Below are 21,320 nucleotides of genomic sequence, written 5' to 3'. Positions count from 1 at the left end.
GAGCATGGCCAAATCCGCATGGGGCCCCGGCTCCCGCAGCGGTCGCGCGGCACAGATGACCTATGCCGCGCCGACCTATGAATTCCTCGAGGACCGCGCCCGGCGGCGCGTTCCCAAGTTCGCCTTCGATTTCGTGCAGGGTGGTACCGGCGCCGACTGGGGCGTCGAGGTCAACCGCCGCGCGCTCGACGCTATCGAGATCGTCCCGCGCTACGGCGATCTGCGCAAGGCCGACACCAAGGCAAGTCTGTTCGGGCGCGACTACAGTGCCCCCATCGGCATCGCCCCCACGGGCATGGACGCGCTGATCTGGCCGGGGGCGACCATGTCGCTGGCGCGGGCCGCCAAGGAGGGAGAGATCCCCTATATCACCGGCACGCTGGCCAATTCCACGCTGGAGGAGGTGGCCGAAGTGGCTGGCGGCAATACATGGCTGCAGCTTTACGGCTTCCCGCGCGATGATCACCGCGTGACCTTCGACATGATCGCCCGCGCCAAGGCGGCGGGGGTGACGGCGATCGTCGCCACGCTCGACGCGCCGGTGCGCGCCAAGCGCCCGCGCGATCTGCACAACCGGCTCGTCGTGCCGTTTCGCCCGACGCCGCGCACCGTCTGGGAGGTGGCCACCTCGCCGGCGTGGACCTCGGCGCTGCTGCGCCATGGCGCGCCGAAATTCGCCAACATCGACCGATATGTCGACGGCAAGCCGAGCCTCGATCGGGTGGCGGGCTTTGTCCAAAAGGAACTGATCGGCAGCTTCTCTTGGGAGGAGATCGCCCGCATGCGCAAGGCGTGGGACGGCGCGCTGATCGTCAAGGGCGTGCTGCATCCCGATGATGCCGCCGCGGCGGTGAACGCCGGGGCGGACGGCATCCTCGTGTCGAACCATGGCGGGCGGCAGTCGGATGCGGCGCCCAGTCCCGCCGACGTGCTGCCGCGGATCCGCGACCGGGTGGACGGCAAGGCGACGCTGATGTTCGACAGCGGTGTACGTTCGGGGCTCGACGTGGCGCGGGCGTTGTCGCTGGGGGCCGAGGCGGCTTTCTGCGGTCGCGCCTTCCTATACGCGCTGGCAGCGCTGGGAGACGACGGCGGCAGCCATTTCGCCGGGCTGATCCGCGAGGAGTTCGCCGTCACCATGGCGCAGTCCGGAGCGTGGAGCGTTGCCGATCTGCCCAATGTCACAATCCGGCATCGCGATGCCTATGCAGCCTGATCCCGGCGCGCACCGCTTCTGGCGCTTCTCGCTTGGCCGCTATGGCCGGGCGGAGGTGCCGACGCTGTGTCTCGCGATCCAAGAAGAGACCGGCGCGGATGTGAACTTGCTGCTCTTCGGGCTCTGGCTGGGATCCGAGGGGCGGCGCATCAGCGCAGACGAGGCGGCGCGCTTTGCCGAGGCGGTCGCCGAGTGGCACACCGAGGTCGTGCGCCTACTGCGGGCGGTGCGCCGGCGGCTCAAGGGCTGGCAGGTCTGCCCGGACGGGCCGCGCGAAACTCTGCGTGCCGGCATCCAGAAATGGGAGATCGAGGCGGAACGGCTCGAGCAGGACATGCTCTTCGCGCTGTTCGAGGACCGGGTTTCCACGCACCCTGAAAGCTACACCGCCGATCCGGACCCCGCCGCCGCGATGGCTGCCAACCTCGACAGCTTTGCAGCGCTGGCGCCTCGAGGCGCCGGAGAGGCCAAGGCGCGCGCCGCGCTGGTGGAGCGCTGCCTCTGATGGCGCCGCTCAGGCGTCGTCTTTCCAGCGTTTCACTGTACCGGTCTCAATGTCGAACATATCCATCACCCGGCCCAGCGTGTGGTCGACCATCGCGTCCAGCGTTTCGGGGCGGGCGTAGAAGGCTGGCACCGGCGGCGCGATGATCGCGCCGATCTCGGCCAGCGTGGTCAGGGTGCGCAGGTGGCCCAGATGCAGCGGCGTCTCGCGCACCATCAGCACGAGGCGGCGGCGCTCCTTCAGAACCACGTCGGCGGCGCGGGTCAGCAGTGTCGAGGTGACGCCATTGGCGATCTCGGAGGCCGAGCGCACCGAGCAGGGCGCGACGACCATGCCAAGCGTGTGGAACGAGCCGCTGGAGATCGAGGCGCCGATATCTTCTTGCTTGTACCAGCGGTCGGCCAGCGCGCGGATGTCGGCGATCTTCCAGTCGGTCTCATGCGCGACGGTGATCTCGGCGGAGCGCGACATGACCAGATGCGACTCGACCGGCAGATCGCGCAGCATCTGCAGCAGCCGTATCCCGTAAATGACGCCGGACGCACCGGAAATGCCGACAATCAGCCGGTTGTTCTTGGCCATGACATAGTCCTCCCGGGGCGCAGAGTGCCAATCGGGAACCCCTCCGGACAAGATCGTTGGCCTGATAGGGGGTATCGTGCTGCGCTATGCGTTGGGGGCTTCATCCTCAAGAGAGACAGATACGTCATAGGAGAAGTCGATCATCCGCTCGCGCAGTTCGTCGATCAGCAACTCCGCAGCCCGCGACAGCGGCCGGTCGGGCGCGGTGATGCACACCAGCCGGCGCGGAATCGTCGGGGTGATCGGATAGGCCTTCAACTGCCCGGCACGCAGCGCGCGACTGACCGCCAGCGGCGGCAGCAGGGTGAAGAAATCTGAATGGGCGATGAAATCCTCAATCGGTTTGAGGTCGTCGAACTCCATCCGCGGCTCGAGCGTGACCCCCGAGGCCATGGCGGCGCGATCCATGATCGCGCGCAAACCGTGGCGTGCCGAGGGGATCACCAGTTTGAGCGCGTTGAGGGCGTTGATCTCGACCGGCGTGGTCAGCGGCAACGGGGTGCTGGCAGCAGCGATAAGCGCAAGGTCTTCGCAGATAATGTCGGTCATATGCGCGCGGCGGGCTTGGGTCGGCACGTTGATCACGATGAGGTCGAGCTGCCCCGAGCGCAGCATCTCGTTCAACTCGTCGGTATAGCCCCCGGTCGCGCGCACGTGCACGTCCGGGTACTTCTGGTGGAAGCCGAGCAGCGTGTCGACCAGCGCGTTGTTGGCCACCGAAGTCACCACGCCCAGCGTGACCGTGCCCCGCACCTGCCCATCGTCGTCTTCGAGTTTCTGGCAGGCGGCGCGCAGGTCGCGCAGCACGTCGCTGAACATCCGATAGGCCTCGTCGCCCTGTTGCGTGGGCACCATGCCCTTCGGCGTACGGACAAAGAGCTGGCGTCCGAGTTCTTCCTCGAGTTTGGAAATCTGCTGGCTCAGCGCCGGTTGCACCACGTTGAGACGCTGCGAGGCACGGGTGACCGATCCCTCTTCATAGACCACCGTAAAATATTGCAGCTGCCGCAGTTCCATCGTTGCGCTCCTCCCTGTTTCTGCCATTGGACTCCTTTGGCATAGTGATGCGCTATACCTCCAATCATTCGATATTAATAGAATGTATCGGTCCACCTTCGTAGCGTGCCTCTCAACGGGAGGATCAGAATGAACGCTTACGACGACAAGCGCGGTGTACACGCCGCCGCGGCCACGCAAACCCGCCGCGACATGGACCTGCGCGATTGGCTGATCCGCCTTCATGCAAGCGACCGGCTGGCCACCGCCAAGCCCGGCATGCCGCTACGCTTCGGTGTCGCCGGGCTGGCCAACCGCCTCGACGGCAGCAAGGCGTTGGTCGCGCCCTCGCCTGAGGGCGCAGAGGGCGGCACGGTGATCTCGGGCCTGCTGTCGCGCCGCGAATGGATGGCCGAGGCGCTGGGGATCGCCCCCGAGGATCTGTTGTCCGAATTTCAGGCCGCCGCCGCAAAGCCGCTGCCCTGGCGCGAAGTTGCCCGCGGGCGGTGCCAAGACGTCACCTACGAGGGCGACGCCGTCGACCTGACCAAGCTGCTGCCGATCCCAACCCACAACGAGCACGACAGCGGGGCCTATATCACTGCGGGTCTGATGATCTGCCGCGATCCGCGCACCGGCATCCAGAACGTCTCGATCCACCGGCTGCAGGTTTCCGGCCCGCGCGAACTTGGCGCCCTGCTGCTGCCGCGCCATACGCTGAGCTACTACGCCGCTGCCGAGGAGGCGGGCGAGGATCTGGAGGTTGCCGTGGTTGTCGGCGCGTCGCCCGCCTGTCTTCTGGCCTCACAGGCGATCGTGCCGATCGACGTGGACGAACTGGAGATCGCCGGGGCGCTTGGCGGCGCACCGCTGGACGTGGTGCGCTGTATCAGCAAGAACGTCTTCGTGCCGGCGCAGAGCGAGATTGTCATCGAGGGTCGGTTGCTCGCCAACACCATGCGCCCGGAGGGGCCGTTTGGCGAGTTCCCGCAGTATTATGGCCCGCGGGCCGACCGCCACGTGATCGAGATCGACGCGGTGACCACGCGACGTCAGCCGCTGTTCCACACCATCGTCGGCGGCGGGCTTGAGCACCTTATCCTTGGCGGCATCCCGCGCGAGGCGACGATCCTCAACACCATGCAAGGCATGTTCCCGAGCGTCACAAATGTGCACCTCGCGCCCGGCGGCACCTGCCGGTATCACCTCTATGTCCAGTTGGCGCCGCGTCAGCCGGGTGAAGCAAAGAACGTCATCATGGCTGCGTTTGCTGCCCATTATGACATCAAGCATGTGGTCGTGGTGAACGAGGACGTCGATATCTACAACGCTGAGATGGTCGAATGGGCGGTCGCCACGCGCTTTCAGGCCGACCGCGATCTGGTGGTGATCGGCGGCACGCAGGGGTCCAAGCTCGACCCCTCCACCGACGAGGGCTACGGCGCGAAGATGGGGCTGGATGCCACCGTACCGCTCGACGCACCGGAGTTCAGTTTCAAGCGCATCAGCGTGCCGGGTGAGGCAGACATTGACCTCGACGCGGTGCTCGACGACAGCGTGCCCGAATGGGACGTCTGCGATGACTGATCTGCTCTCTCCAGAGCGGGAGGACCGGCTCGCCACCGCGCCGCGCGGTGCGCTGCGGCTGGCCGGGATCACCGCTTTCGCGGTGTCGGTGCCGCTGCCAGCCCATGCGCAGGTGACGCTTGGCGTCGGGCGCACGATCAAGCGCGACGCGGTTGTGGTGCGGGTGCGCAGCGCCGACGGTCTCACCGGCTGGGGCGAGGCGCACCACGGCCGCGCGCCGACCGCCATCGCGGCGATGATCAATGATACGCTGGCCGAGGTTTTGGTGGGGATGGACGGCGGCGACGTGGTCGCGCTCAACCGCCAAATGGCCCGGGCGTTGCAGCTCACTCAGGGCAGCGCCGGGGCCGCCGCGCTTGCGATCTCGGGCATTGATATGGCGCTCTGGGATCTGCGAGCGCGCGCCGTCGGCTGGCCGCTGTGCCGCTTGCTCGGCGGGGCGCCTAAGCCAGTGGCTGCCTACGCTGGCGGGGTGGCGCTGGGGTGGGGTGCCCCCGAGGCGCTGGCCGAGGAGGCCCGCGGGCTTGTGGCTCGGGGATACCGTGCCATCAAGCAGCGCATCGGCGACAGTCCACAGCGTGACCTCGCCCGGCTGCGCGCGCTGCGAGAGGCCCTCGGTCCCGAGATCACGATCCTCAGCGACGCCAACTCGCTTTACAGCCCGCGCGACGTGCGGCAGGTCATGCCGCATCTATCGGACTTGGATATCCGCTGGCTGGAAGAACCGTTCATGCCGCAGGAGAGCCGCCGCTACGCCGATGCCGCGCGCTACGCGACCGTGCCGCTTGCAGCCGGAGAAAACCTGTTCACCCGTCAGGAGTTCGCGCAACTCATCGCCGCGGGCGCGGTGACCGAGGTCCAGCCCGATCTGTCGAAGGCCGGGGGCATCACCGAAGGGCTGCGCATTGCCGGCATGGCGCTGGCGAATGGCCTCGACGTCCACCCGCACGCTTCGATGACGGCACTCAATGCCGCCGCGACGCTGCATTTCCTGTCGGCCATCGAGGGGGGCGGCTGGCTGGAGGCAGACGTCTCGCGCTTCAATCCGCTGCGCGACGCGCTGGTAAGCAGCGCGCCGCAGATCGGTGCCGACGGCTGCATGCGCGCCACCGAGGCGCCGGGCCTTGGCGTCGAGGTCGACGAAGACTTCATCAGGGAACATCCACCAATTCCCGGCTCGGCCTATCGCCGGAACTGAGCCGGAAGCCGTGTTCGGACCGGCCAATGTCCGAAAGTCAAAAAGGGAGGAAACCATGAAACTCAATCGTAGATCGCTCATCGCCGGCGGTGCGGCCGTAATGGCCGGAAGCCTCAGCGGCTTCCCGTTGCGGGCCCAGTCCCCGGTCAGCCTGAAGATGGCGTCGTTCAACGTGGGCGGCAGCTGGTACATCTACGCCACCGCCATTGCCGAACTGGCGCAGGAAAGCTTGCCTGAAGGCTCGCGCGTCGAAGTGCTGCCGTACCAAGGCGGTGTCGGCAACCCGATCCTCGTCAACCGCGGCGAGGCGGACATGGGCCTGAGCTTCTCGGCGCTGTCCAACTGGGCGTACAACGGCAAGGTCGTGTTCAACGAGGCGGCCCCGGATATCCGTGCGCTGTTCGGCGGTCTCAACCGCCCGCACCGGCTTGGCATCGTCGTGCGCAAGGATGCGGGCATCGAGTCGCTGGCCGATCTCGGAACCAAAAAGGCCCGTCTGGTCACAGTGCAGCGCGGCGGCGCCGGCGAGGCGCTGGCCCGCATGGCGCTGGAAGCCTACGGGCTCGACTACGAGGCCGTGCAGGGGGCCGGGGGCCGGGTCTCCAACGTCGACCTGCCGGTGGCCATCCAGCAGATGCGCGACGGTCAGGCCGACGTGTTCATCCATAACATCGGCTACCGCCAGCCCGACGTCATGGAACTGGCGCTTGGCGGCAAGGTCAAGTTCATCGCCCTCGGCGACGAGCAGATGCAGCAGCTGGCGGACCAGTACGGTCTGCAGCCGGGGCTCGCGGTCGAGGCGGGCGAGTTCGAAGGCGTCTCCGAGGATGTGCCGTCTGTCGGCTATCCCACCGGCGTGATCGCCAACGCCAACATGCCCGACGATGTGGCCTATGCCATCGTCAAGGGTGTCTGCGAGAACCCCGACCGCATCCGCGAGGCGCATGCCTCGTTGGCCACCTTCGATCCGTCCAAGGCGGGCGAGACGCTGCGTAACGGCGGCGTGCCCCTGCACCCGGGCGCCAAGCGCTACTTCGACGAAGCTGGCTTGGGCAACTGACCCCCACTCACTGACCCAAAGCACCAGCGCTGCGCGGCCCCAAGGAGGACGGGGGCCGCGCAGCGGACGACAGAATTCTTGGGAGGAGCACCATGAGACGCCAATTCCTGAAGGGTATGCTCGCGGCAGGCACAGCGCCGCTGCTGTCGAGCGCCGTGCCGGCCCCGCTGTGGGCGCAGGGCGTCGCCGACCCGGTGCAGCTGCGCATGGCCAGTTTCAACGTCGGATCAAGCTGGTACGTCTACGCCGTTGCCATCGCTGACGCGGTGCGGCAGGCGTTTCCCGAAGGCTCTGGTCTTGAGGTGCTTGCCTATCAGGGCGGCATCGGCAATCCGCATATCGTGCACAACGGCGATGCCGACCTCGCGCTGAGCTTCGCCGCGCTGTCGAACTGGGCGCAATCGGGGCGTCTCGGCTTTCCCGAGCCGATGAGCGACCTGCGCGGACTGGTCGGAAACCTTGCCGCGCCGCACCGTCTGGCGATTGTCGCGCGCCGCGATGCCGACCTGTCCAGCCTGTCGCAGATCGCCGACGGCAAAGCTGTGCGGCTGGTCACCACGGCGCGCGGCTCGGCGGGTGAATTGCTCGCACGGTTGGCGCTGGAGGCCTACGGGCTCGACTATGCCGCCGTGGAGGAGGCGGGCGGGCGTGTCACCCATATCGACCTGCCGGTGGCCATCCAGCAGGTGCGCGACGGACAGGCCGATCTTCTCATTCACAACGTTGGCTTCAAGCACCCCGCAGTGCTGGAACTCTCGCTTGGCGGGGCGATCACCTTCCTCGAGATGGGCGCCGAGCAGCGCGCGTCGATCGCCGAGACCTACGGGCTCAGCGACGGGCTTTCGATCGATCCCGGAGAGTACGAAGGGGTCGACACCGCGATCCCGTCGGTCGGCTATCCGACGTCGGTCATCGTCTCGGACCGGATGTCTGAAGAGGTCGCCTACTCGCTGACGCAGGCGATCTGCGAGGGCGCCGACACGCTGCGCTCTGCCCATCCCGGACTTGCCGCCTTCGATCCCGCGCAGGCAGCCGCGCCAGCCGGCAACGGTGGGCTGACGCTGCACGCCGGCGCCGAACGCTACTACCGCGAGAGCGGGCTTCTCTGAGCCCGCCCCTCGCATCATTCGCAAATGAGGGCCGCCCGCCAGGGCTGCCGGAGGAACCTCAATGGACAAGGCATTGAATACGGCCACGCGGGCCATCGCCCTCGCGATCACCGCGCTGCAACTCTACAGCGTGGTGCTCGAGCCGCTGCCACTGCATATGCACTACATCCTGATCCTGGGCGCGGTCTGCCTGCTGGTCTTCGGGCGCAACGCCGAACCGCGCGACAGCCGCCGGCTGGCGATCGATCTGGCCTGGGTGGCGGTGACATTGGCTTGGATGGTCTATCTAACAGCCAACCACGAGCGCTACATCACGCGCATCGCCTTCGTCGACCGCCCGACGCAACTGGACGTGGTCGCCGGGATGGCGCTGCTGGCGACCTTGCTTGAGGCGACGCGGCGCGTCGCCGGCTGGGGGCTGTTCGTCATCGCGGGCATCTTCGTCGCATACGGGTTCCTCGGGCAGTATCTGCCCAATGCCATCGGCCATTCGGGCATGACCATGTCGCGCTTCGTCGACATCGAGGTGCTGTCCAACAACGGCATCTTTGGCATCCCGATGGGCGCGGTGGTGTCCTACATCTTCTACTTCATCCTGTTCGCCACCTTCCTTGAACTGTCGGGCGGCGGGCAGCTGTTCATCGACCTTGCTTTCGCGCTCACCGGGCGCACCCGTGGCGGCCCGGCCAAGAGCGCGGTCATCGCCTCGGGGCTTATGGGCTCGATCAACGGCTCGGCGGTGGCCAATGTGGTCGGCACCGGCACCTTCACCATCCCGCTGATGCGCCGTTGCGGCTACAAGCCGCACTTCTCGGCGGCGGTCGAGGCGGCCTCGTCCACCGGTGGCCAGCTGATGCCGCCGATCATGGGCGCGGCGGCCTTCGTGATGGTCGAACTGACCGGGCTCGATTACGTGACGATCCTTGCGGGCGCGGCGATCCCGGCGCTGCTGTACTACCTGTCGATCCTCTTTGCCGTCGACCTGACCGCCAAGAAGGACGGTCTGCGCGGCATACCCAAGGCCGAGTTGCCCGACATCCGCAAGGGCATCTTCAAGCGCCTGCACCTGCTGGCCCCGCTGGTGGTGCTGGTCGGCATGATGGTCAACGGCTCCTCGCTGATGATGTCGGCCATCTACGCCTTCGTCGCTGCGATCCTCGCGAGCCTTGTGACCAAGGAAACCCGCATCGGCCCGATCTCCATGATCAAGGGGCTGGAGCAGGCGGCCTATGCGATCATCGTGGTCGCCATCCCCTGCGCCACCGCCGGGCTGATCATCGGGATCATCGTGCAGACCGGGATCGGGCTGAAGTTCACCGGCTTCGTCCTGTCGCTGGCGGATGGCTCGATGCTGCTGTCGCTGATGGCGGTGATGGTCGCCTGCATCATCCTCGGCATGGGGATGCCCACCGTCTCGGCCTACATCATGGTCGCGATCCTGATGGCGCCGGCGCTGTCGCAGCTTGGCATCTACGTGCTGTCGATCCACCTGTTCATCCTCTACTTCGCGCTGCTCAGCTTCGTGACGCCCCCCGTCGCGCTGGCCTCCTATGCCGCCGCAGCCTTGGCCAGAACCGACAGTACCAAGACCGGGCTGACCGCGTTCAAGCTGACGCTGCCCGGCTTCATCGTGCCCTTCGCCTTCGTCTATAACCCGGCGCTGGTCATGCATGGCGCGTGGTACGAGATCGCGCTCGTCGCCGCCTCGTCGATGCTTGGTGTCTTCTCGCTCGCCGGGTCGGTCGTGGGCATGCACCTGCGCCGCAGCACCCAGCCAGAACGCCTCGTCGCCTTCGCTGCCGCGATCATGCTGATCGTACCGTACCTCGTCTCAGACCTGATCGGCCTCGCGGTCTTCGCAGGACTGATGTTCGTGCAATCGCGGCGTCCCGAGGATGTCGCGGCGGACAGCCGCGGGGCCGAGCAGACTGACACATTCGCCAAGGAAGGACCGCAAGTTGCCGAATGATCTGAGCCATCCCCGCTACGCCGCCACGCACAGCATCGCCGGGGCGCCCTGCGATGCAGGCAGCGAGGCCCTGTCGGTGAACCCGGCCACCGGCGAGATCGTCGGGCGCTTCCCCGCCGGCGGTCGGGCCGAGGCCGAGGCGGCGATCGCCGCCGCGCGCCGGGCCTTCGATACTACGCTGTGGGCGCAGTCGCCGCGGCAGCGCCAGATGGTGCTGCTCCGCTGGGCCGATGCGCTGGAGCGTGACACCCAAGCGCTGGCCGAGCTGCTGACCCTGACCAACGGCAAGCCGCTGGCGCAGGCGAAGGGCGAGATCGGCGCTGCGGTTTCCGAGATTCGCTATTACGCTGGTCTCACCCGCCACAACCCCGGCCACGCGCTGGAAGTGGCACCGGGCGAGATCTCGGTAATGATGCGCGAGCCGTCGGGCGTTGCCTCGCTGATCATCCCGTGGAACGCGCCGGCGGTGCTGCTGATCCGCTCGCTGGCACCGGCGCTGGCGGTTGGATGCTCCACGATCACCAAGCCCGCGCCGCAGACGGCGCTGTTCACTGCGCGCTGCATGGCGCCGCTGATCGCCGACCCCGACGTGCCCGCCGGGACTGTGAACCTGCTGTTTGAAACCGGCCACGAGATCGCCGAGCTGATGACCACCCACGAAGACGTGGACGTGGTCAGCTTCACCGGCTCCAACCTCGTGGGCCAGCGGATCATGGCCGCCGCCGCGCCGACGATGAAGAAGCTCTCGCTGGAACTGGGCGGCAAGTCCTGCTGTCTGGTCATGGAAGATGCCGACGTCGATGCGATTGCCCCGAAACTGGCCGGTGCCGCGCTGATCATCTCGGGCCAGCAATGCACCGCCGCGCGCCGGGTTCTGGTGCACGAGCGCCATTACGAGGCGATGAAGGTCGCGCTGTCGCAGGCGCTGGCCGCCGCAAAGATCGGCAATGGCCTCGACGCCGGTGTCACCATGGGGCCGCTGATCGACGCTGTCTCGCGGGATAAGGTCTGGACGGAGATCGAGGCCAGCTTCGATGCCGCCGACGAGGTCGTGCTGCGCGGCGCAAAGGGAAAGGGGCCCGAAGGCAGCGCCTTCATGACGCCCTCGCTGATCGCCCATGGCGACGACAATGCGGCCTTCTGTCAGGATGAGATTTTCGGCCCGCTACTGGTGCTCGAGCCGTTCGGATCTGAGGCCGAGGCGGTCGCCAAGGCGAACAACACGGTCTACGGGCTGTCGGCCTCGGTCTGGACCCGCCAGACCGACACCGCTTGGCGGCTGGCGCGGGCGCTGCGCAACGGCACCGTCTGGATCAACGACCACAACAAGCTCTTTGCCGAGGCCGAGACCGGTGGCTATCGCCGCTCGGGGCTGGGGCGCCTGCACGGCTATGACGCGCTGCTCGACTTTTGTGAACTCAAGCATGTCTATCAGGACGTGGGCGTGATCGGGGCCGCGTGAACATGACGGTAAGACCTGACAGTTTCCGCTCTCCCGAGCGCGTCGAGGATGCGGCGCTGCTCACCGGGCGCGCGCAGTTCATCGATGATCTGCCCGAACCCGGCAATTGCCTGCACCTCGCGATCCTGCGCGCCTCGGAGGCGCACGCGCTGATCACCGAGCTTGACACCGAGGCGGCCCGCGCGCTGCCCGGCGTGGTGGCGGTGCTGACGGGTGCGGACGTGTCGGCGGTCACCAAGCCGCTGATGGTTGGGGTCCGCCTGCCGATGGAGTGCTGGCCGATCGCGCAGGACCGGGTGCGCTACGTCGGCGAGCCGGTGGCCTTGGTGGTGGCGCGCTCGCGCTACATCGCCGAGGACGCGCTGGCGCTGATCGACGTGCAATACGACAAGCTGCCCGCCGTGGTCTCGCCACGCGCCGCGCTCGACGGCGAGACGGTGCTGCACGAAAGTGTCGGCAGCAACCTCGTCTCGGAGCGCAGCTATCGCTACGGCGACCCTGAGGCCGCGTTTGCCGACGCCGCGCACAGGGTCGAGATCTCGGTGCGCTACCCGCGCAATGCGGTCACCCCCATTGAATGCTATGGGTTGATCGCCGCCTATGATCCTTTCGAAGAGGCCTATGACGTCACCGCGAACTTTCAGGGGCCGTTCTCGATCCACTCGGTGATTTCGAGGGCGCTGAAGGTGCCCGGGAATCGCCTGCGGCTGCGCACGCCGCCGTCTTCGGGGGGCAGCTACGGGGTGAAACAGGGGATCTTCCCCTATATCGTTCTTGCCTCCGTTGCTGCCCGCGTCGCCGGGGCCCCGGTGAAATGGGCGGAGGACCGGCTGGAGCATCTGACGGCCTCGGTCTCGGCCACCAACCGGGAGACCACGCTTGCCGCGGCGGTGGATGCGGACGGGCGGGTGACGGCGCTCGACTGGGACCAACTGGAAGATGTGGGCGCCTATATCCGCGCACCCGAGCCGGCGACGCTCTATCGCATGCATGGCAATATGTGCGGCGCCTACGCGATCCAGAACCTTGCCATCCGCAACCGCGTGGTGGTGACCAACAAGACCCCGACGGGGCTGGTGCGCGGCTTTGGTGGTCCGCAGGTCTACTTCGCGCTGGAGCGGCTCATGCGGAAGATCGCTTTGACGCTGGGGCTGGATCCGCTGGAGGTGATCGAGCGCAACCTGATCCCCGCCGATGCCTTTCCCTACCGCACGGCCTCGGGCGCGCTTTATGATAGCGGCGACTACCAGCGGGCGCTGGAGATCGGGCGCACTGATGCCCGGCTTGCAGACCTGCTTCAGCGCCGCGACGCAGCGCGCGCCGAAGGACGGCTCTATGGCGTGGGCTATGCCGTGGCGGTCGAGCCGTCGGTGTCGAACATGGGCTATGTCTCGACCGTGCTGTCCGCCGAGGAACGGGCGAAATCCGGGCCGAAGAACGGCGCGCAGGCGACCGCGACCGTGGCGCTGGACCCGCTGGGATCGGTCAGCGTGCACGTCGCTTCGGCGCCGCAGGGGCAGGGGCACCGCACCGTGCTCGCTGGCGTCGTGGCCGAGGTGTTGGGCCTGCCTGCCGACGCGGTGCGCGTGCACACCGACCTCGATACCGGCAAGGATGCTTGGTCGATCGCCTCGGGCAACTACGCCTCGCGCTTTGCGGCTGCCGTCGCCGGGACCGGCCAACTCGCCGCCACGCGCATGCGCGACCGGCTCGCCGCCATCGCCGCCCCGATGCTGGGTGTCGCGCCAGACGACGTCTGCTTCGCCGAGGGTATGGTAAGCGCCGAGGGGGCGAAACCGATCCCCTTCGCCCGGCTTGCCGCGACCAGCCACTGGGCACCGGGCACCGTGCCCGAGGGGTCCGGCCAAGCGCTGCGGGAGACCGTCTACTGGACCCCGCCGCAGTTGCAGGCGCCGGATGAGGCCGACCGGGTGAACAGCTCGCTGTGCCATGGTTTCATCTTCGATTTCTGCGGCGTCGAGATCGACCGGCTCACCGGCGCGCTGCGCATCGACCGCTATGTCACGGTACACGACTGCGGGCGCATCTTGCACCAAGGCATGGTCGACGGGCAGATCCGCGGTGGTTATGCCAATGCCATCGGCGCCGCGCTCTATGAGGAATATGCCTACGACGAGGGTGGGGCGTTTCTCACCGGCACCTTCGCCGACTACCTCGTGCCCACCGCGACCGAGGTGCCCGCGCCGGAGATCCACCACCTCGAGACCCCGTCGCCCTTCACGCCGCTCGGCGCCAAGGGTGTGGGCGAGGGCAACTGCATGTCGACGCCGGTCTGTCTGGCCAATGCCGCCTCGGATGCGCTGGGGGCCGAGATCGACACGCTGCCGATGACCCCGGCGCGGCTGCGGGCGTATTTCGCGGCGCCCGAACCGGAGGCACCGGAGGGCGTGAAACCCGTCGCGGCGCCCGGCGGACGTGGCCTCACCGGCGCGGGCGAGGTTGTAATCGACGCGCTGCGTCAGACCGTCTGGGACACACTGCTCGATCCCGACACGCTGGAGCGCATCGTGCCCGGCTGTCACGCGGTGAAGAAAGTCAGCGACACGCATTTCCGCGCCGATGTCACGCTGGGCGTAGGTCCGGTGAAAGGGCGCTACACGGTCGACGTGAAGCTGTCGGATCTCGTCGAGCCTGCAAGTGCAACGCTCACCGGCGGCGCGCGCGGCGCGCTCGGCTCGGGCGAGGGGGCTGGCCGGGTGGTGCTGGAAGAGACCGCCGAGGGCGGCACCCGTATGCGCTACGAGTACGAGGCGCAGGTCGGCGGCAAGGTCGCGGCGGTGGGTGGGCGGATGCTCGACGGTGCCGCGAAGGTGGTCATCGGCCAGTTCTTCCGCGCGCTCGGTGCGCAGACCGGCGGCGGCGGAAAGCCGCGGTTGCTTGACCGGCTCATGTTCTGGAGGCGCTCATGAAACCCGCACCTTTCGACTACATCCGCGCCGAGAGCCGCGAAGAGGCGTTGGCGGCACTGGCCGAGCATGGTGAAGCGGCGCGCATCCTCGCGGGCGGGCAGTCGCTGCTGCCGATGCTCAACATGCGGCTGGCGACCCCGTCGGTGATCATCGACACCGCCCGGCTGAGCCGCAGCGCGCAAATCCACGCGCAGGGGGACACTGTCGAGATCGAGGCCGGGATCAGTCAGGCGCGCTTGCTGGGCTGGGACGGGCTGGCCGACGCGCTGCCGCTCTTGGCCAAGGCGCTGCCGTGGGTCGGCCACGCCCAGACCCGGGCGCGCGGCACGGTCTGTGGCTCGGTCGCCCATGCCGACCCCTCCGCCGAGATCCCGCTGTGCCTTGCGGTGCTGGGCGGGGAGATCACGCTCGCCACCCGGCGCAAGTCTCGCCGGGTGCGCAGCGCCGACTTTCACATCGGCATGATGATGACAGACCGTCGCGACGACGAGCTTCTGACCTCGCTGCGCCTGCCCCGCGCAAAACCCGGCGAGGGCTTCGGTTTCGCCGAATACGGTCGGCGACACGGCGATTTCGCTGTTGTGGCCTGCGCTGCCAAGGTCGCCGCCAGCGGCATCACATTCGGGGTCGGCGGCGTCGGTGACACGCCCGTGGTGATGCAGTGGGACGCGCTCGACGGCAGCGCCCTCGACGATGCGCTCAACGCCTGCGCTTGGGGGCTTGGCGCCCGCGACGATGTGCATGCGGACGCGCGCATGCGTCGCGATCTGGTGCGGGGGCTCGGGCGCCGGGTGATCGAGGCCGCCCGCCGGGAGGCCGAAACCAAGGAGATGCCTGCATGAACTGTCTGCACAAGGACGACACAACGCTCATCCGCCTGACGCTGAACGGTCGCGAGGTCGAAGGGCGGGCCAGCCCGCGCCTGCTGCTGAGCGACTTTCTGCGTCACGAGCTTGGCGCGACCGGCACCCATGTTGGCTGCGAACACGGCGTTTGCGGGGCCTGCACGGTGCGGGTCGATGGTGCGATGGCACGGTCGTGCCTGATGCTCGCCATGCAGGCCGAGGGCGCACAGGTCGACACCGTCGAAGGGCTGGCGCCCGAGCCGGATCGGCTGTCGGTGTTGCAGGCGGCGTTCCGCCGTCACCACGCACTACAATGCGGCTTCTGCACCGCCGGGATCCTGATGTCGCTCGACACGCTGCTGCGCGACGAGCCCGAGGCCGACCGCGACCGTATCGAAGGGGTCGTGGGCGGCCATCTCTGCCGGTGCACCGGCTACGCCCCGATCATTGCCGCCGCGTTGGACGCGGCGGAGGAACTCAGAGGAGGAGTCCATGTTTGATCTCGCGACCAGTTTTCAGGCCAGCGTCGAGCGTGACGCCGCGCGCATCGCAATCGTCGATGGCGACACCCGCCTGAGCTACGCCGACTGGGCGGGCCGGATCGGCGCTTTGGCCAGCTGGCTGGCGGCACAGGGTGTCGGGCGCGGCGACCATGTGGTCACCGCGCTGCAAAATACCTGGGAGGCGGCGACGCTGCACTGGGCCTGCCAGTTTACCGGCGCCATCGTCACTCCGGTCAACTGGCGCGCCACCGGCGAAGAGCTTGGCTACGTTCTGAGCGACAGCGCGGCCAAGCTGCTGCTCAGCGAGCCGGTCTCGCATTCGGCGGCGCAGGACGCTGACGACGCCGTCGGCATCCCCTGCGTCGACATCGAGGCGCTGGAGATTGCCCGTATGCCCGCCGAGCCGCTGCCGGTCCCCGCAGCCGGACCGGAGGATTTCTCGTTGATGCTCTACACCTCGGGCACCACCGGTAGGCCAAAGGGCGTGCCGCGCCGGCACCGCGCTGAGCGCGCCGCGGCGGTGGCGCATGTGGCGCAGAACACTTACCGCCACGGCGAGGTCACGCTCGGCGTCATGCCGCTCTATCACACGATGGGCGTGCGCTCGCTGCTGGCGATGAGCCTGATCGGCGGCACCTTCATCTGTCTGCGCCGCTTTGACGTGGCCGAGGCGTTGCGGCTGATCGCCACCGAGGGGGTGAGTTGCCTCTATCTGGTGCCGACGCTCTATCACGCCATGCTGGAGTCTCCCGAGTTGCCGAAGACCGACATCAGTTCGGTGCGGCTGCTCGGTTTCGCCGGGGCGTCGATGTCGGACGGGCTGCTGAAGCGGCTGGATCAGACCTTTCAGCCGGACCTTTTCGTCAACCACTACGGCTCATCCGAGGTCTATACCTTCACTATCCACCAGAACGCGCCGTCGAAGCCCGGCTCGGCGGGCCGCGCTGCGCTCAACCAGCGCATTCGTATCGTCGACCCGAGCGCCAAGGATCCCGAAGCGCTCTGCGCGCCGGGCGAAGAGGGCGAGATTATTGCCGATCTGGCTGGCGACGAGGCCTTCGAAGGCTATTGGCGGCGCCCGGACGGTGATGCCAAGTCGCTGCACCACGGCTGGTACTTCACCGGAGACATGGGCCGTTTCGACGCCGACGGCGATCTCTACGTCACCGGGCGCACCGACGATATGATCATCACCGGCGGCGAGAACGTCTCGCCGGTCGAGGTCGAGAGCTATCTGTCGCTGCTCGACGGCATCGGCGATGTCGCTGTGGTCGGTCTTCCCGATGAGCGTTGGGGCCAGATTGTCGCCGCGTTCGTCGAGCCGACGCCGGGCATGACCACCGAAAAGATAGAGGCGCATGCCCGCGCCGGGCTGCCGAGCCACAAGCGTCCGCGGCGCATCGTCTTTGTCACCGAACTTCCGAAATCTCCCGTCGGCAAGCTGCTGCGCCGCATGCTTGTCGCCGGGGACTATACCAAGGCCGAGACCTGCCCCGAGCGCCAGGCTAGCTGACCTAATTCAAAGGAGAAGACCCATGAACCAGCATTTCAACGACCTGTCGGGCAAGACCTTTGACGGGTTCACCGTCGAGGTGGACGAGGCACGCCAGCGCGGCGACATCATCCTCGACCGCGGCGACTACAACACCATCTCGATGGGTCAGCGCGACGAGCTGCGCGCGGCCTTCGAAGCGCTCGATGCTGACCCGCGCGTTCGCGTCATCGTGCTGCGCGCGATCGGTGAGCATTTCTCCTCGGGCGGCTATATCCGCGGCTTCCTCGAGGCGAGCCCCGAGCATGTCTCCAAGCTTGCCGACAACATCGCCGCGCCGGCGCGCTGCGAGAAGCCGGTGATCGTCGCCAACCGCGGCTATACCTTCGGGGTCGGCTTCGAGATTTCGCTGGCCTGCGATTTCCGCCTGGTGACGCCGACCACCCGCTACGCGCTGCCCGAGCAGAAACTCGGCCAGATTCCCGGCTCCGGCGGTTCGGCCCGGCTGCAGAAAATCGTCGGCATCACCCGGACGAAGGACATCGTGATGCGCTCGCGCCGGATCTCCGGCGAGCAGGCCTATGACTGGGGCATCGCGACCGAGATCCACCCCGACGACCAACTTGAGGTGGCGACCGACAAGCTGGCCGAAGAACTGCTGGCCTTCTCGCCGATGGCGCAGCGTACGGCAAAGAAGATGCTGAACCAGACCGAAGAATGCCACCTGCAGACCGCGATCGAGATCGAGGGCTACAATTACTCGCGCCTGCGCCAGTCGGACGATTTCCGCGAAGGCGTGCTGGCCTTCCACGAGAAGCGCGCACCGAAATTCGGCGGCAGCTGAGGCGGCACGGCCTGCGCCCCGTCTTGGCATGGTCAGGACGGGGGGCGGGCGCACCTTGCCCTTGGGGACGGCCGAGCCCACCAGCACCGGCAGATGCGTGTCTTGGCCGATGGTGCGGATTTCGTCCGTGCCTTGGCCTCGAAGTGCAATTGGTGCCCTGACAGGGGAACGCGGAAGCCAGCGACGGCGAGAAATGCAGATCAGCGGCGACAAAAAGAGCTGCTGGTCGGCACGCCCTAAGCCATCAACGCCAAGGAGCGTTATAGGTCGCCGAACGGCATTCCCTGCCAGATGTCGCCGAACGGCACGATGACCGCGGTGGACATGAGGACGCAGGAGGTCGCCCGCCGGTCGCGGCTCGGGCACGAGATCTGGCTCCCAGCCGTCCTCCGTCTGCACGCACGGCCCCACGGAGATGCCAAACACCGACGTCGACTGCTGAGATGCGACCTCGCGCGCGGGGCGTTTTGGTGCTCAGCAGGGGCTGCGCAGGCGTTCCAGGTGCCCGGCGCGCACGGCCTCGGGGTGGATGACACCGAGTTGCGCCGGGACGATGACCAGTCCAAGGATACGGGCTATGGCGAAACGATGTCGCCCGCCACCTGCCCGCAGGGGCTCTCCGTCCCGGGCGATATGAAAGAAAATTCCGCCGTGCTCCCGCCGGAAATATCCAGACAGTTCGCGGCGCGTGCGCAGCCGGCCGGTCCGCTGGGCCTCTTCGAAGACCCGGTCGAAGGTTTCGTACCGTGCCATGATGTCCTGCGTCGTCCGCAACCCCTCGGAGACGCCCTTCTTCGCGATAATGGCGAGGTGGTAGTCCACGACACCTGTTTCCGCCCAGCTCATCCCGCGCAGGAAGCGGTCTTGCAGCACGCGCATGGCCCGGGTTTCGGGGAGCGGCTTGCGCGACAGGTCCCAGTCGCCCCCGCGGACCAATCCGCTGTGGCGGCGTTGGAAAACCGGCGCAGATGCGCTGTTGCTGGCCGCATAGACATGCCGCACATCGCCCGGAGAAACAAAGATGCACTCGTCGCTGAGAGGTGCGCCGGGTCCAAAGCGCCGACGGTTCCAAAGATCCCTCAAGGCCTTTTGTGGAACCCGTGCCGCAAGTGTACGTCGAAGGTTCCTGGGGTGCAGGGTCGGGTGGTCGCGCAGGGTCATTGCGGGGTCTTCAACTTTCGGGCGGAGGAAGTTTGGCTTACTCAGAATTGAGCACCATATGTCCTCGCTCCAGCGCCAACAAGGGGAAGACCACACCTCCCTCGACGCTCTCGAGACAATCCGCTGCGACCGGTAGCATCCATCAGCCTCGGGACATCAGTCTATTCGGGCGGGCGCGGGGGAAGCCGCGCCCGCCGCCGCGATCAGAACAGGAACTCGTCGGTGTAAACGTACTCCAGGAAGTCCACCCGCAGCGGCTCGCCGCCGCTTGGGGTGCCGGACAGTTCGACGCGATCCCCGGTTTCGAGTTCAAGGCCAAGGATCTGCCGCTCGGCAAAGGATGAGGCCTCGACCAAAGCACTGCCCGCATCGGCATCCCAGACGAAGCTGTCGACAATCTCGCCGTTGACCAGAATATCGAGGCTCGACTGTCCGTCGGATTCGTCGAAGTAGCCCAGTGTGAAGTCATAGACCCCCGACGCCGCAGTGAAGTCGAAGCCGGCCACATGTGAACCACCGCCCGAGGCCTGTATCATCTGGTCGCCGGAGCCGTGACCGTTGTTAAACACTGAGAACCCGGCGAGATCCATTGCTTCGGCTTCGACGCGCACCGGGGTGAACGACGGCGCCGGGCCTTCCGGCGGGGTGACCGGGGTGGCGCCGCCAACTTCGGCCAGCGAGAAGCTGCGGAAGTCGAGGATGTAGCCATTGCTGGCCAGGGCGCCGTCGAAGGTGAAGCGCAGGGTCTGCTCTCCGGCCGCGAGGGCGATCTCGGTGGTTGGCGTCTCGGCGAAGGTGGTGCCGCCGAAGCCGGTGTCGGGCCCGTTGCTGTCGGGCAGGTCGAAGCTGGCCAAGGTGGCACCGCCGCCAAGCGAGACGGCGATGGAGTTGCCGCCGATCGGGGTCTTGGCGTTGAGGCCGAGCGCATAGGTGCCGGCCTCGGCGACGTTGATCGTGTATTCCACCCATTCGCCCGGCGTGACGTAGCCGATGTCATTGGTGGCGCCGACCAGTTCGACGTCGGTGTCGCCGCGCAGCGGATGCGGCGCGTCGCGGCCCGGATCATCGTTCCACGACACCCCCTGTCCGCCGCTGTCGAAGTTGGCTGCGGCGACGGTCAGGCTGCCGTCGAGCAGCGGCGCGTCGGGTCCGGGGAAGGGCGCCTGTTCGGGGCCGGTCACCGGCACGTCGGCAACGCTGAGGGTGAAGCTGCTGCTGGTCGCCAGCCCGTCCGGGTCGGTGGCGGTGACCGTCACCGTGTAGTCGGTGTCGGCGTCCACCTGCGGCGCGGTGCCGGTGATCTGGCCGGTGGGCGAGATCGACAGCCCCGCGGGCAGGCCGGTTGCGGTGAAGCTCAGCGTGTCGAGGTCGGGATCGCTGAACGCCGCGGCGACATCGAGCGAGATCGCCCCGCCTTCCTCGGCCTCGGCATCGGCGAGCGGTCCTGCCACCGGCGCGGCGTTGGTCTCCACCTGCTCCAGCGAGAAGCTGCGGAAGTCGAGGATATAGCCATTGCTGGCCAGGGCGCCGTCGAAGGTGAAGCGCAGGGTCTGCTCTCCGGCCGCGAGGGCGATCTCGGTGGTTGGCGTCTCGGCGAAGGTGGTGCCGCCGAAGCCGGTGTCGGGCCCGTTGCTGTCGGGCAGGTCGAAGCTGGCCAAGGTGGCACCGCCGCCAAGCGAGACGGCGATGGAGTTGCCGCCGATCGGGGTCTTGGCGTTGAGGCCGAGCGCATAGGTACCGGCCTCGGCGACGTTGATCGTGTACTCCACACATTCGCCCGGCGTGACATAGCCGATGTCATTGGTGGCGCCGACCAGTTCGACGTCGGTGTCGCCGCGTAGCGGGTGCGGCGCGTCGCGGC

General features: G+C 67.4%; 17 protein-coding genes. 13 read left to right on the top strand and 4 right to left on the bottom strand.

The features are described 5' to 3' along the window. Positions 1-4: 4 nt before the first annotated feature. Both ACXAJT_RS20700 and ACXAJT_RS20695 read left to right on the top strand, forming a co-directional pair. Positions 5-1,216, top strand: a complete 1,212-nt coding sequence (locus ACXAJT_RS20700) for an alpha-hydroxy acid oxidase (protein WP_475238413.1) — start codon at positions 5-7, stop codon at positions 1,214-1,216. Then, positions 1,206-1,721 carry a TIGR02444 family protein gene (locus ACXAJT_RS20695; RefSeq protein ID WP_475238411.1) on the top strand — a complete coding sequence of 172 codons (516 nt, stop codon included), beginning with the start codon at positions 1,206-1,208 and terminating at the stop codon, positions 1,719-1,721. Before ACXAJT_RS20700 ends, ACXAJT_RS20695 begins: the two co-directional genes overlap by 11 nt. A gap of 9 nt (positions 1,722-1,730) precedes the next feature. On the opposite strand, the gene ACXAJT_RS20690 is transcribed toward ACXAJT_RS20695, so the two are convergent. Then, the gene (locus tag ACXAJT_RS20690; RefSeq protein WP_475238408.1) at positions 1,731-2,303 is read right to left on the bottom strand and encodes a UbiX family flavin prenyltransferase; all 573 of its coding nucleotides are present in this window, start codon (positions 2,301-2,303) and stop codon (positions 1,731-1,733) included. Between the two features lie 84 nt (positions 2,304-2,387). Further along, positions 2,388-3,320 (bottom strand): LysR family transcriptional regulator, encoded by a 933-nt coding sequence (locus tag ACXAJT_RS20685; RefSeq protein WP_475238405.1) that lies wholly within the window; start codon positions 3,318-3,320, stop codon positions 2,388-2,390. Between the two features lie 129 nt (positions 3,321-3,449). Between ACXAJT_RS20685 and ACXAJT_RS20680 the strand changes: the two genes are divergently transcribed. From ACXAJT_RS20680 to ACXAJT_RS20630, 11 genes are all read left to right on the top strand, one after another. Then, positions 3,450-4,886, top strand: a complete 1,437-nt coding sequence (locus ACXAJT_RS20680; RefSeq protein WP_475238402.1) for a UbiD family decarboxylase — start codon at positions 3,450-3,452, stop codon at positions 4,884-4,886. Beyond that, positions 4,879-6,084 carry a mandelate racemase/muconate lactonizing enzyme family protein gene (locus tag ACXAJT_RS20675; RefSeq protein WP_475238399.1) on the top strand — a complete coding sequence of 402 codons (1,206 nt, stop codon included), beginning with the start codon at positions 4,879-4,881 and terminating at the stop codon, positions 6,082-6,084. The genes ACXAJT_RS20680 and ACXAJT_RS20675 overlap by 8 nt, the downstream gene beginning before the upstream one ends. A gap of 55 nt (positions 6,085-6,139) precedes the next feature. Beyond that, the gene (locus tag ACXAJT_RS20670; RefSeq protein ID WP_475238396.1) at positions 6,140-7,144 is read left to right on the top strand and encodes a TAXI family TRAP transporter solute-binding subunit; all 1,005 of its coding nucleotides are present in this window, start codon (positions 6,140-6,142) and stop codon (positions 7,142-7,144) included. Between the two features lie 92 nt (positions 7,145-7,236). Then, entirely contained in the window at positions 7,237-8,253 is a 1,017-nt protein-coding gene (locus tag ACXAJT_RS20665) for a TAXI family TRAP transporter solute-binding subunit (protein WP_475238393.1), read from the top strand. A gap of 61 nt (positions 8,254-8,314) precedes the next feature. Next, positions 8,315-10,222 carry a TRAP transporter permease gene (locus ACXAJT_RS20660; RefSeq protein ID WP_475238390.1) on the top strand — a complete coding sequence of 636 codons (1,908 nt, stop codon included), beginning with the start codon at positions 8,315-8,317 and terminating at the stop codon, positions 10,220-10,222. Then, on the top strand, positions 10,212-11,684 hold the full coding sequence (locus ACXAJT_RS20655; protein WP_475238388.1) for an aldehyde dehydrogenase family protein: 1,473 nt from the start codon (positions 10,212-10,214) through the stop codon (positions 11,682-11,684). The genes ACXAJT_RS20660 and ACXAJT_RS20655 overlap by 11 nt, the downstream gene beginning before the upstream one ends. A gap of 2 nt (positions 11,685-11,686) precedes the next feature. Next, positions 11,687-14,614 carry a xanthine dehydrogenase family protein molybdopterin-binding subunit gene (locus tag ACXAJT_RS20650; protein ID WP_475238385.1) on the top strand — a complete coding sequence of 976 codons (2,928 nt, stop codon included), beginning with the start codon at positions 11,687-11,689 and terminating at the stop codon, positions 14,612-14,614. Then, entirely contained in the window at positions 14,611-15,456 is an 846-nt protein-coding gene (locus ACXAJT_RS20645) for an FAD binding domain-containing protein (protein ID WP_475238383.1), read from the top strand. Before ACXAJT_RS20650 ends, ACXAJT_RS20645 begins: the two co-directional genes overlap by 4 nt. After that, positions 15,453-15,959, top strand: a complete 507-nt coding sequence (locus tag ACXAJT_RS20640; RefSeq protein WP_475238381.1) for a (2Fe-2S)-binding protein — start codon at positions 15,453-15,455, stop codon at positions 15,957-15,959. Before ACXAJT_RS20645 ends, ACXAJT_RS20640 begins: the two co-directional genes overlap by 4 nt. Further along, positions 15,952-17,475, top strand: a complete 1,524-nt coding sequence (locus tag ACXAJT_RS20635; RefSeq protein WP_475238379.1) for an AMP-binding protein — start codon at positions 15,952-15,954, stop codon at positions 17,473-17,475. The genes ACXAJT_RS20640 and ACXAJT_RS20635 overlap by 8 nt, the downstream gene beginning before the upstream one ends. Before the next feature lie 22 nt (positions 17,476-17,497). Then, positions 17,498-18,298 carry an enoyl-CoA hydratase/isomerase family protein gene (locus tag ACXAJT_RS20630; RefSeq protein WP_475238376.1) on the top strand — a complete coding sequence of 267 codons (801 nt, stop codon included), beginning with the start codon at positions 17,498-17,500 and terminating at the stop codon, positions 18,296-18,298. A gap of 474 nt (positions 18,299-18,772) precedes the next feature. On the opposite strand, the gene ACXAJT_RS20625 is transcribed toward ACXAJT_RS20630, so the two are convergent. Both ACXAJT_RS20625 and ACXAJT_RS20620 read right to left on the bottom strand, forming a co-directional pair. Then, a complete protein-coding gene (locus ACXAJT_RS20625) occupies positions 18,773-19,459 on the bottom strand; it encodes a hypothetical protein (protein WP_475238374.1) in 687 nt (228 codons plus the stop codon). 203 nt (positions 19,460-19,662) lie between these two features. After that, positions 19,663-21,320: carbohydrate-binding protein (locus ACXAJT_RS20620; protein ID WP_475238371.1), on the bottom strand; the 1,658-nt coding region annotated here is incomplete at its 5' end.

It is taken from the genome of Salipiger sp. ABF4_146 (assembly GCF_056161345.1).
The sequence above is the reverse complement of the archived record's forward strand: the minus strand, read 5'-3'. Positions and strand labels throughout refer to the sequence as shown.

What these genes read in the sequence shown, in the direction of transcription:
- ACXAJT_RS20700 (WP_475238413.1), top strand. Translation starts at nt 5, where the DNA reads ATGGCCAAATCCGCATGGGGCCCCGGCTCCCGCAGCGGTCGCGCGGCA.
- ACXAJT_RS20695 (WP_475238411.1), top strand. Translation starts at nt 1,206, where the DNA reads ATGCAGCCTGATCCCGGCGCGCACCGCTTCTGGCGCTTCTCGCTTGGC.
- ACXAJT_RS20690 (WP_475238408.1), bottom strand. Translation starts at nt 2,303, where the DNA reads ATGGCCAAGAACAACCGGCTGATTGTCGGCATTTCCGGTGCGTCCGGC.
- ACXAJT_RS20685 (WP_475238405.1), bottom strand. Translation starts at nt 3,320, where the DNA reads ATGGAACTGCGGCAGCTGCAATATTTTACGGTGGTCTATGAAGAGGGA.
- ACXAJT_RS20680 (WP_475238402.1), top strand. Translation starts at nt 3,450, where the DNA reads ATGAACGCTTACGACGACAAGCGCGGTGTACACGCCGCCGCGGCCACG.
- ACXAJT_RS20675 (WP_475238399.1), top strand. Translation starts at nt 4,879, where the DNA reads ATGACTGATCTGCTCTCTCCAGAGCGGGAGGACCGGCTCGCCACCGCG.
- ACXAJT_RS20670 (WP_475238396.1), top strand. Translation starts at nt 6,140, where the DNA reads ATGAAACTCAATCGTAGATCGCTCATCGCCGGCGGTGCGGCCGTAATG.
- ACXAJT_RS20665 (WP_475238393.1), top strand. Translation starts at nt 7,237, where the DNA reads ATGAGACGCCAATTCCTGAAGGGTATGCTCGCGGCAGGCACAGCGCCG.
- ACXAJT_RS20660 (WP_475238390.1), top strand. Translation starts at nt 8,315, where the DNA reads ATGGACAAGGCATTGAATACGGCCACGCGGGCCATCGCCCTCGCGATC.
- ACXAJT_RS20650 (WP_475238385.1), top strand. Translation starts at nt 11,687, where the DNA reads ATGACGGTAAGACCTGACAGTTTCCGCTCTCCCGAGCGCGTCGAGGAT.
- ACXAJT_RS20645 (WP_475238383.1), top strand. Translation starts at nt 14,611, where the DNA reads ATGAAACCCGCACCTTTCGACTACATCCGCGCCGAGAGCCGCGAAGAG.
- ACXAJT_RS20640 (WP_475238381.1), top strand. Translation starts at nt 15,453, where the DNA reads ATGAACTGTCTGCACAAGGACGACACAACGCTCATCCGCCTGACGCTG.
- ACXAJT_RS20635 (WP_475238379.1), top strand. Translation starts at nt 15,952, where the DNA reads ATGTTTGATCTCGCGACCAGTTTTCAGGCCAGCGTCGAGCGTGACGCC.
- ACXAJT_RS20630 (WP_475238376.1), top strand. Translation starts at nt 17,498, where the DNA reads ATGAACCAGCATTTCAACGACCTGTCGGGCAAGACCTTTGACGGGTTC.
- ACXAJT_RS20625 (WP_475238374.1), bottom strand. Translation starts at nt 19,459, where the DNA reads ATGACCCTGCGCGACCACCCGACCCTGCACCCCAGGAACCTTCGACGT.